Annotated in this window: 9 protein-coding genes and 1 tRNA gene; 5 read left to right on the top strand and 5 right to left on the bottom strand. The window is 61.7% G+C overall.

Features of this window, described 5'->3' with window-relative positions; translation table 11 throughout:
• Positions 1 to 136: 136 nt before the first annotated feature.
• Positions 137 to 394 (bottom strand): 50S ribosomal protein L27, encoded by a 258-nt coding sequence (gene rpmA, locus ACJWXQ_RS05085; RefSeq protein ID WP_346050105.1) that lies wholly within the window; start codon positions 392 to 394, stop codon positions 137 to 139.
• A gap of 35 nt (positions 395 to 429) precedes the next feature.
• Positions 430 to 744, bottom strand: coding sequence for a 50S ribosomal protein L21 (gene rplU, locus ACJWXQ_RS05080; protein WP_346050107.1), 315 nt, complete (start codon positions 742 to 744; stop codon positions 430 to 432).
• A 183-nt stretch (positions 745 to 927) separates the two neighbouring features.
• Between rplU and ispB the strand changes: the two genes are divergently transcribed.
• Complete coding sequence (ispB, locus tag ACJWXQ_RS05075; protein WP_346050109.1) at positions 928 to 1,896, top strand: octaprenyl diphosphate synthase; 969 nt, start codon at positions 928 to 930, stop codon at positions 1,894 to 1,896.
• Between the two features lie 82 nt (positions 1,897 to 1,978).
• Positions 1,979 to 3,004, top strand: a complete 1,026-nt coding sequence (locus ACJWXQ_RS05070; protein WP_346050111.1) for a hypothetical protein — start codon at positions 1,979 to 1,981, stop codon at positions 3,002 to 3,004.
• Here the strand turns inward: ACJWXQ_RS05070 and ACJWXQ_RS05065 are convergent.
• Together ACJWXQ_RS05065 and ACJWXQ_RS05060 are read right to left on the bottom strand one after the other, a co-directional pair.
• A complete protein-coding gene (locus ACJWXQ_RS05065) occupies positions 3,001 to 3,237 on the bottom strand; it encodes a hypothetical protein (RefSeq protein ID WP_346050112.1) in 237 nt (78 codons plus the stop codon). The two genes, ACJWXQ_RS05070 and ACJWXQ_RS05065, sit on opposite strands and share 4 nt — an antisense overlap.
• The gene (locus ACJWXQ_RS05060; RefSeq protein WP_346050114.1) at positions 3,185 to 3,415 is read right to left on the bottom strand and encodes a hypothetical protein; all 231 of its coding nucleotides are present in this window, start codon (positions 3,413 to 3,415) and stop codon (positions 3,185 to 3,187) included. The genes ACJWXQ_RS05065 and ACJWXQ_RS05060 overlap by 53 nt, the downstream gene beginning before the upstream one ends.
• 171 nt (positions 3,416 to 3,586) lie before the next feature.
• Between ACJWXQ_RS05060 and ACJWXQ_RS05055 the strand changes: the two genes are divergently transcribed.
• Together ACJWXQ_RS05055 and ACJWXQ_RS05050 are read left to right on the top strand one after the other, a co-directional pair.
• Positions 3,587 to 3,663: transfer RNA gene (locus ACJWXQ_RS05055), tRNA-Pro, on the top strand.
• Between the two features lie 276 nt (positions 3,664 to 3,939).
• Positions 3,940 to 5,394: a Fic family protein gene (locus tag ACJWXQ_RS05050; protein ID WP_406672298.1), complete on the top strand. Its 1,455-nt coding sequence runs from the start codon at positions 3,940 to 3,942 to the stop codon at positions 5,392 to 5,394.
• Between the two features lie 152 nt (positions 5,395 to 5,546).
• Here the strand turns inward: ACJWXQ_RS05050 and fic are convergent, their stop codons facing one another.
• Positions 5,547 to 6,659, bottom strand: a complete 1,113-nt coding sequence (gene fic, locus ACJWXQ_RS05045) for a protein adenylyltransferase Fic (protein WP_346050118.1) — start codon at positions 6,657 to 6,659, stop codon at positions 5,547 to 5,549.
• 253 nt (positions 6,660 to 6,912) lie between these two features.
• Between fic and ACJWXQ_RS05040 the strand changes: the two genes are divergently transcribed.
• The coding region (locus ACJWXQ_RS05040) for a prolyl oligopeptidase family serine peptidase (RefSeq protein ID WP_406672297.1) at positions 6,913 to 8,929 on the top strand (2,017 nt) is incomplete at its 3' end.

The following is an 8,929-nucleotide window of genomic DNA, read 5'->3' as shown; positions in this document are numbered from 1 at the left end:
TACTGCTCCGTTGATAGCGGGGACATCCGAGCGCCGCCTGGACGCCGGATCTTTCCCCGCCATCAACGGGGCCCATACGACAAGACCCCGGCAGCGACGCTACCGGGGCCTGCGAAGCTAGCAAAACCGCTTATCTTCAGTCTGCTTCGATGCAGACGAATTTGCGGTTCTTGGCGCCACGGGTGACGAAGGACACCTTGCCGTCCACCGTGGCGAACAGAGTGTGATCCTTGCCCATGCCCACACCCTCGCCGGGGTGGAACTGGGTGCCGCGCTGGCGCACGATGATGCTGCCGGCGCTCACGGCCTGGCCGCCGAAGCGCTTGATACCAAGCCGTTTTGACTCGGAATCGCGACCGTTGCGTGTACTACCACCTGCCTTTTTATGTGCCATCTCGACTTACCTCGTCGCAAACGGTTCGAAACAAATCAGCCCTTGATACCGGTGATTTCCACTTCGGTATAAGGCTGGCGGTGACCATAGTGGCGGCGATAGTTCTTGCGCCGCTTGAACTTGATCACGTCGATTTTCCTGTGGCGGCCTTCAGCCTTGACCGTGCCGGTCACTTTGCCGCCCTCGACATAGGGAGCACCCACTTTCGGCTCCTTGCCTTCCTCACCAATCATGAGGACGTTGTCGAATTCGACGGAATCACCCTCGCCGGCCCCAAGGGTCTCGACGCGGATAATGTCACCTTCACTGACGCGGTACTGTTTCCCGCCTGTCTTGATTACGGCGTACATCGGGTCTTGTCTCCAAAGAAAGCTAAAGGCCCTAGAGCGAAGCCGCGCATTTTAGCCCTCTCCGGCCCGCGGGTCAAACCCCCGCCACATCATGGGCAATTCCTGCCCCGCCGCCATTGTCGCACCCGCCGGGGGCTGCTAGCATCAGCGGCCTTCACGGCACCGGACCCTGAACCAATTATCATGTCGCTGCAGCAGATTCGTGAGCTCGTCCAGGACGATTTCGACGCCGTAGACTGCGAAATCCACCGCCAGCTCAATTCCGATATCGCCCTGATCAACCAACTGGGCCACTACATCGTCAATAGCGGCGGCAAGCGCCTGCGCCCGCTGCTGGTGCTCCTGAGCGCCCGCGCCGCCGGGGCTGACGGCCCGCATCCGGTCACCATGGCCGCGGTCATCGAGTTCATCCACACCGCCACCCTGCTCCATGACGATGTGGTCGACGCCTCCGAGCTGCGCCGCGGTCGGGATACCGCCAATGCCCTCTGGGGCAACGAGGCCGCCGTGCTGGTGGGGGATTTCCTCTATTCCCGCTCTTTCCAGATGATGGTCTCCCTGGAGCGCCCCTTGATCATGGATGTGATGGCCGACGCCACCAACCAGATCGCGGAAGGCGAAGTCCTGCAGCTCTTGAACTGCAATGACCCAGACACCACCGAGGAACGCTACCTCGAGGTGATCCGGCGCAAGACCGCCACCCTGTTTGCCGCCGGCACCCGCTGCGCCGGCATCCTCTCTGACAGCAGCGAATCAGAGCAGCAGGCCCTGTATGACTACGGCATGGCCCTGGGCGAGGCCTTCCAGATCACCGATGATGTGCTGGATTACAGCGCCTCGGCCGAAGACATGGGGAAGAACGTGGGCGACGACCTGGCCGAGGGCAAACCAACCCTGCCCCTGATCCACGCCATGCGCGAGGGCAGCCGGGAAGACCGGGACATGATTCGTCGCGCCATTGAAGAGGGTGGCCTCAACCAGATCGACGCGATCATCAAGGCCCTGGATGAAACCGGCGCCCTGGCCTACTGCCACCAACAGGCCAGCCGGGCCGCCGAACGGGCCGAAGCCGCCCTGGGTCAACTGCCCGACTCCCCCTACCGCAAGGCCCTGGCCGAGCTGGCCCGCTTCTCCGTGGCACGGGCGAGCTGAGCCTTTCCAGCCCCCAGAACTCAAGTTGTCAGGATTGGGGCCGTTAACCTTCTCAGGGACTCTGTCCCGGGGAGGTCCTATCGTGGAAATTGCCAACTCTGCCCTGCGGCTTGAATCCCGTCATTACCAGGAATCGCGCTCCCTTAATGTGACCTTTAGCCGCATGCAGGTGGAAATCGTGCCGCCTGCTGAGACCCCTGCCACAACCACAGAAGCCAGCCAGCGCCCGCTTGAAGAAAGCCAGCTCTCGGAAGAGGGTATGCGGCTTTCTGCCAGGGACGCCCTCAAATTATCGATCATGAAAGCAATCCTGGAACGCCTTGCCGGGCATCGTTTCCAGGTCTTTGAAGGTGAATCGCTGAATCCGCAGACACCCAATCAAGAGAGTCCCTTGACGGCAAGCCGGCCGGTTCTGGACCAGCCGCTGCTCCCCGAGATTCGCTGGTCCGTGGAGCTCAAGGAAATAGAGTGGCGACGGGAGCGGGAACACAGCGAGTTTCAGGCCATCGGCATCGTCCAGACCCGGGATGGTCGGGAAATCAGTTTTATCGTGCACCTGGACATGGCGAGGGACTTCGAATCGCTCAGCGTTAACAGTCTGACCACCCGGGGCGGGCCATTGGAGGACCCCCTGGTGATCAACTTCGACGCAGCCGCGGCCCAGCTTGGCCCGGACCCTATCGAGTTCGACCTGACCATTGATGGCCAATTGGAAGGCATGCCCTTCCTGCAACCGGGCAGCGGCTTCCTGGTCCACGACCCGGACGGCAAGGGTCAGATCACCAGTGGCGCCCAGCTTTTCGGGCCCGAGACCGGGCAGGGCTTCCAGGAGCTGGCCCGACATGATGACGACGGCAACGGCTGGATCGATGCGGGCGACAGCATCTACCAGGATCTGGCCATATGGCACCGGGATGCCGCCGGGAATTTTCACGTCAGCGATCTCAGCGAGATGGGCATCGGCGCCATCTCCCTGGACCGGACCGACACCCCCTTCACGCTAACGGACCCCCAGGGCAACACCCTGGGCCAGACCCGTAAGACCGGCCTGTATCTTGGCCTCAACGGCGAGATCGGCACCGTTCAGCAGCTCGACCTTCGAGTCTAGCCCCAGCGACGGGACGCGTCGATGCTGAACAGGGTGTCCGAATCCCGCAGCAGAAACAGGGCAAGACAGGCCGCCAGCATGGGCCAGGCGGCGAAGAACAGCAGGTGATCGAAGGGGGCCAGATACTGCTGCCAACTGGACAGCGTCGACACCCCATGCATGGCCAGAACCAGGCCGTAGCTAACCGCCTTGAACAGCCCCAGCAGAAAGGCCAGGTAGACCAGTATCTGCACCCCCCCCGATCGCCGCCAGAATGCCGGTCCCCATGCCCTCAAGCATGTAGAAATTCTCGAACGCGGCCGCGGCGTGATCCGGCGCCACGATCTTGTCCAGAGCCCACATGAACATGACGATAAAGACCCCGGTCCGCAGGGCCAGCAGGGAAACTCTCAGGCGTTTTGCATGATCCATGGCGATCATCTCCACTTGTAAGGATAGGCATCGGACGCCCCGCCCTGGGCCCCGTTACGGTCGTCCCTACCCCAGCCCGGAGCCACCGCTGCCCGAGGCCCGAGCCCGTCCCAAGCGATCTGCCCGGATTGCAACTCAGCGGTCAATACCGTATTATTCCGCGCCTGTCGTCGGGGTGTAGCTCAGCCTGGTAGAGCACTGTCTTCGGGAGGCAGGGGCCGGAGGTTCAAATCCTCTCACCCCGACCACTAATCTGCGGCCCACCGTTCCCGACGGTGGGCTTTTTTGTGTCTGGTGCCACTAGAGGGGAGGATTTGAACCTACGGTAAACGCCTGATCCAGCCCATTCGTGCATGCTCAAAAATCCGGTGCATTTAGCACTTCTGATGGATTGAATCAGGAGCAAAGCTGGCGCACGCAATAACCACTGCAAGTCAGCAATTGTCTCAATACGAATAATATGGACATTTTACCGCCCAAATGAGAGAATCCTGGACAGATTCTTGACCGTCTGGGGCGCAAATATGACGAGGGCGGACACATCGACGAGTGATCTGGTCTTCGCAAGCGGCGAACAAGCCCATGACAAGCGTCTTCGTCGGGCTGCCCAGGCCGGTGAACTGCAGCGCATCGCGCCCGGCATCTATACGACCATCCTAGACCAGACGCCGGCCGAGATCCTGCGCTCCCCGAGGCTCTGGCGGGTTCTCGCCCACAAATACCCCGGTTATGTGGTCGGCTACCGCTCCGCCCTCGAAGCCGCCCCCATCGGCGCCAGCGAAATCTTTCTGGTCGGCGCCCGTCATCGCCAGTCGGTAACGCTGCCAGGTATTACCGTGCGCTTGGCGCCCGGGCCCGGGCCGATTGCCGGCGACAGACCGTTCGTCGGCGAGCTCTACTGGGCATCCACCCCCAGAGCGCTTCTGGAAAACCTGACGGTGAGCCGGGCTCAAAAGGGGCTGCCCCGCTCCCTGGGCAGCAAGGCGGTTCAGGAACACTGCGAACGCTACGCGCTACGGGAAGGATTTGGCGCCCTTGAGGACCTGGGACACCAGGCAAGCCGCCTCGGGCAAGATCTGAGGATGAACCGCGAGGCCCGATTGCTCGAGGAAATGATCGGGGCCATTACCGGGAAACGGCGATCACGGCGGATTCTGGGCCCATCAGCCGTCCTGTCCCGCGCTGCGGGCCGCCCCGTTTGCACCACCGCCGAGGACCGCTTTGATCGCCTGGCACAGGCCCTGCGGCATTCGACCACACCGCCCCGGCCGACAAACGAGACCCCGGATCAGGCCGACCGGCGGGCCTTCATCGAAGCCTATTTCTCTAATTACATTGAAGGTACCCGCTTTCTAATCGAGGAAGCTCAAGCGCTGGTCTTCCAGGGCGGCCCGGCACCGGGTCGCCCCGTTGCCGACAGCCATGACATCACCAGCACCTTCGCCCTCGCCCGCCGTCAGCTTGCCGACACCACGCCCGAAAGCAGCCAGGACTTGCAGCTACTCATCCGGGAGAGACACGAATCACTGATGGCACAACGGCCGGAATGGCGCCCCGGTGAGTTCCGGACTGGCCCAGTGGGCGCCGGTGCTCACACCTTCATGGACGAGGCTCTGGTCGAGGGCTCCCTGGCACTGGGCTACGACTACCTGGCGTCACTGGACAATCCCTTTGCTCGGGCGGTCTTCACCCTTTTCCTGGTGAACGAAGTTCATCCCTTCCTCGACGGGAACGGGCGCGTGGCCCGGCTCACTGCCAATGCGGAGTTAAGCGCGGCCGAGCAGGCCCGGCTGATTGTGACCACCGCCGACCGCCATCGCTATATCGCGGCCTTGCGGGCACTATCCAGAGACCGGGATCCCCAGCCGCTGATAGCCGTCTGCTACCACGCACAGCGAATCACCACGGATTTGTTCCTGGACACCTGGGATGAGCTGCTGGCGCAGCTGCAGGCCGAGGGCGCCTTTGAGGAAGGCTAGCGTATCCCATGGACGAATTGCGGGGCACACTGTTTCAGGCAGTGGGCTTTTTTGTGCCTGACAGCGGAGGGGTTTGCTTAAAAGCTCTGATTGACACGAGCCTCTGGCCAGCCCCAGTCCCAAGCTCGGTTGTTCGCAGCCCCCTGACGCGCCTATGACGTCTTCCAGGCCTCGAATTCGTGGCTTTCCTGCGACATTAGCCGCATCAGTTTCGGATTCACGAATAGCTTTTCCTTGCCCGCTTTCTCCTCCTTCAGAACCCCGATAGAGGCGAGGTCCTTCAGGTACACCGACGCCGTCTGACGCTTGGCGATGTCACGCTCCACCAGCGAGCTGATCCGGCAATAGGGCTGCTCGAAAATCACCTGCATCAGCTCGTGGCTGTATATCCGCGGCAATTGCTGGCGGACATAAGCGGATGTGTCATCCATCAGCGCACGAATGGCGGCGACCTTGTCGCAAGTCCAGGTCGATACCTGTTCGACCCCGTTCAGCATGAAGAGAATCCATTCTTCCCACGCCCCGTCCCGAGTCACGCCGAGCAACAGGCGGTAATAATCCGCCTTGTTCTTCACAATGTAGCGGCTGAGGTAGAGGATAGGTAATGTCAGCAGCCCCCGTTCCATCAGCATCAGCACATTCAGGAGCCGCCCCGTCCGGCCATTGCCGTCCATGAATGGGTGAGTGGCCTCAAATTGGTAATGGCTGACCGCCATTCTGATCAATGGGTCCAGGTCATCCTCGCCATGCACGAAGGTCTCCCAGTTGGCCAGAAGCTCGCGAATACGGTCTTCGCCCTCGGGCGGGGTATAGATCACCTCGTCCCGGGCCGCATCATCAATCACCGTGCCAGGCAAACGGCGGATTTCCATGGGCCGGTCCTGGATCAGGCTACAAAGCTCCACGGCCATGGCCGTACAGACCGGCCGTGAATCGAGCAGTCGACAGCCCTCCTCCAGCGCCTTTCGGTAGCGAAGCGCTTCTCGGGTCGCCGGATCGGCACCCCGCTCATGGCGGGCGTGGCGGAATAGCTTCTCCGTGGTGGTAAAGATATTCTCGATCTCTGAGCTGTCGCGGGCCTCCAGCATGGGCAGGAGATTCACCAGCAGGCCCTGGTCCGGCAGCAGCTCACCCGCCTGGCGCAGTTCGGCCAGCGCGGCCCGGGCCGGAATACAGGCCTTGAGCACTGCCCGGGTCTCCACCGCCTCTATCGGCGGCGGCAGCGGGGGCAGCTCGTTATATGCCTGATCCGGACGCCAGCTCATGTTCATTTTCTCATCATTTTTCGACACAATGGCCTCTCAGGACCAGCCTATGTCGATGGGCTCGACACATCAAGCCATCGTGTCGATTTTTCCCCTCATTTTCGACAAATCGGACGATGGCAGCTCTGCGCTGAAAACCCGGGGCAGGCCATCCATGGCCAACCATTCCTGCCAAGACTTGCCGCCCAGCATCGTTATTGTGTAACAATGCGGCCTCCCCTATCCCGAGACTGCGCAGACAATGGAGGGAAACATGAAACGTTTCTTGATGGTCGGGCTGGCCCTGTTCCTGGCGACGGGCTGTGCCGAGGCCAATGGTAATAATGAAGATTTCAATCCCCTGTCCAAGGAGGTTCTGTGGGAAATGGACCGCCTGGGCAGCCCGGTGATTTCGCCGGCGGGTGGCCATGTGGTGGTGCCGGTGACGTCCTATGATGTGGACAGTGACGAAGCCACAACGCATCTCTGGCTGCTGAATGAGGACGGTGAGCGCCAGCGACAGCTCACCCGCCACGAGGCGGGGGGCAGCAATCCGGTGTTCAGCCCCGACGGCTCCTGGCTGGCCTTTACCAGCGTGCGGGGCGACGATGAGCGGCCACAGGTCTACCGCCTGCCCATGGATGCCCCCGGTGAAGCCGAGCAGATCACCGAGGTGCCCACCGGGGCCGGCGGCATCAAATGGGCCGGCGAGCACATCTACTTCGTCAGCAGCATCTGGCCCGATAAGGACTGGGACGAGATGGCCGAGAAAATCCAGGAAGAGCAGGAGGACCCCGTCTCCGCTCACGCCTGGGACGACCTACCCTACAGCTTTTGGGACCACTGGTTGGATGAGGCAAGGGAGAACCATATCTTCCGGATTCCGGCGGATGGCGGCGACATCGAGGCCATTACCCAGCCCACCGGCTTGCAACTGTCCCGCTCCGGAGCCGGTGCCGGCAGCTATGACGTTGCCCCCGATGAATCACTGCTAGCCTTTCAGGCCGACAGTGCCCGGGACGGAGTCAGCCCGGAATACGATCTCTTCTTGGTGACCCCGGGCGATGATGAGGCCCGCAATATCACCGCCGACAATGAAGCGCCCGATAGCAACCCGCTGTTCAGCCCGGACAGCCGCACCCTGGCCTTCACCCGCCAGCATATTCGCGGTTTTTATGCCGACCAGGCACAGCTCATGTTCCACGATGTGGACAGTGGCGAGCAGCGGATGATGACCGAGGACTGGGACCGTTCGGTGTCCGGTCTGATCTGGGCCCCGGACGGCAGCGGCCTGTACGGCGCCATCGACGATGCCGGGACCAACCGCATCTACTTCATTGACGGCGAGAGCGGTGAGCCGCGCGCGGTGACCGGTGATACCAACTTCAGCGGCCTGTCCATCTCCGACGACGGCGTTCTGGTGGCCAGCAACCAGAGCTTCCTTTACCCGCCTCGTACCGTTCGGGTGGACGGCGACAGAGGCGAAGCCAGCCGACTGGACGACTTCAATGATGAGGTTCTGGCCGACGTGGATCTGGGCAGCTATGAGTCGGTGACCTATGAGGGCTACGGCGGCCAGGAAATCCAGATGTGGGTCCACTACCCGCCGGGTTTCGATGAGAGCAAGGAGTACCCGCTCTTCCTGCTCATCCACGGTGGTCCCCACAACGGCATCACCGACGGCTTCCATTTCCGCTGGAATGCCCAGACCTTCGCCTCCTGGGGCTATGTTACCGCCTGGCACAACTTCCATGGATCCTCCGGCTTTGGCCAGGAGTTTACCGATGCCATCAACCCGGACTGGATGACCAAACCCTACACCGATACGGTCAAGGCAGCGGAGTGGTTTGCCGAGCAGCCCTGGATTGACGCCGATCGCATGGTGGCCGGTGGCGGCAGTTACGGTGGCTATCTGTCCAGCGTGCTGCTGGCCAAGGAGCACCCCTTCAATGCCCTGGTGATTCATGCCCCGGTGTACAACCTGTACTCGCAAATGTCGGCGGACTTTGCCGTCCACAGTGAGCGCTTCGGCGACTTCTGGGAGCATGATATTTATGAGCAGATCTCGCCCCATTACCTGGCCGGCGACTTCCACACACCGGCACTGGTCATCCACGGCCAGAAAGACTACCGGGTGCCGGTGGGGCAGGGTTTCGAGATCTTCCGAACCCTGCGTCATCAGGGCATCGACAGCCGCATGCTTTACTACCCGGATGAGAACCACTGGATTCTCAAGCCCAACAACTCCATTCGCTGGTACAAGGAAGTGCGTGACTGGATTGGTGAGTATG

The organism is Natronospira sp. (assembly GCF_007134575.1).
Taxonomy (GTDB): Bacteria; Pseudomonadota; Gammaproteobacteria; order Natronospirales; family Natronospiraceae; genus Natronospira; species Natronospira elongata.
This window is presented reverse-complemented; position numbering and strand designations above follow the sequence as displayed.

Bases quoted from the DNA above. Each gene is read 5' to 3' on its own strand.
- rpmA (WP_346050105.1), bottom strand. From the start codon at position 394: ATGGCACATAAAAAGGCAGGTGGTAGTACACGCAACGGTCGCGATTCC.
- rplU (WP_346050107.1), bottom strand. From the start codon at position 744: ATGTACGCCGTAATCAAGACAGGCGGGAAACAGTACCGCGTCAGTGAA.
- ispB (WP_346050109.1), top strand. From the start codon at position 928: ATGTCGCTGCAGCAGATTCGTGAGCTCGTCCAGGACGATTTCGACGCC.
- ACJWXQ_RS05060 (WP_346050114.1), bottom strand. From the start codon at position 3,415: ATGGATCATGCAAAACGCCTGAGAGTTTCCCTGCTGGCCCTGCGGACC.
- ACJWXQ_RS05050 (WP_406672298.1), top strand. From the start codon at position 3,940: ATGACGAGGGCGGACACATCGACGAGTGATCTGGTCTTCGCAAGCGGC.
- fic (WP_346050118.1), bottom strand. From the start codon at position 6,659: ATGAGCTGGCGTCCGGATCAGGCATATAACGAGCTGCCCCCGCTGCCG.